The following is a 772-nucleotide window of genomic DNA, read 5'->3' as shown; positions in this document are numbered from 1 at the left end:
CCCCACCAGGGCGCCTGGGCGGCGCGGTTCAGCCGGTCCGCCAACGGCCGGCAGATGGTGCCCGGGGGCGAATGGCTGCGGCAGCTGGCGCAGGACGAGCCGCCCGGGCGCGCGGCGCTGTTCACCTGCTTTTATTCCAACTGCGACAACGCGGTGTATCCGGCCGCCACGGCCACGCTGGACAGCGCGGACAACCGCCTTCGCGAGGGCCTGGCGCACGTGCAGATGGCGTTCCATCCGCCGGTGGTGCGGGAGTGCCTGGACCTCATCGCGGCGCCGTAGGCCGCAGGGCATTGCCGCCTGCTTCTACGCCGCAGGCGCCGCGGAGCGCCGCGCGTTGAAGTCGTCCGATCCCACGCCCATGTCCTTGCCGTACTGCGGCGACACATAGGCCACGTTGACCCCGGCCAGCAGCCGCTTGAGCTGCTTCACGGCGGCCACGTTGCCGCTGCTGAAATCGTCCGGCAGCGTGAGCCGGTCCTGGTAGGCCAGCTGGAAGGCCCGCTTGTCGTCCGTCGAGCCGTTTTGCGCGGCCTTGAATGCCAGGGCGATTTCCCGCAGGCCCGCATCGGCGGATTCGGGCGTGCCGAAGCCCGCGCGCAGCGCCGCCCGGCCTTCTTCGGTGGAGATGGCCATCACATCGACCGGCACCGGTTTGGCCGCTGGCGCCGGCGTGGCGGAGACCGGGTGCAGCGCCGGTTTCGCGGCTGGGTGCTTTGGCGGGCGGGGCTTGAGGTGCGCCTTGGGTGGTGGAGGCGGGGGCGGCGGCGGA

At 72.2% G+C, this 772-nt stretch carries 2 pseudogenes; one reads left to right on the top strand and one right to left on the bottom strand.

Features of this window, described 5'->3' with window-relative positions:
• A pseudogene (locus AC27IQ_RS26155) lies at positions 1 to 282 on the top strand (permease); the annotation flags it as partial.
• A gap of 24 nt (positions 283 to 306) precedes the next feature.
• Here the strand turns inward: AC27IQ_RS26155 and AC27IQ_RS26150 are convergent.
• Positions 307 to 772 (bottom strand): annotated as a pseudogene (locus AC27IQ_RS26150) (hypothetical protein); the annotation flags it as partial.

The organism is Acidovorax sp. KPB24-07, assembly GCF_057543315.1.
Note: the sequence above shows the minus strand (reverse complement) of the source record. Positions and strands in the feature narration are given on the sequence as shown.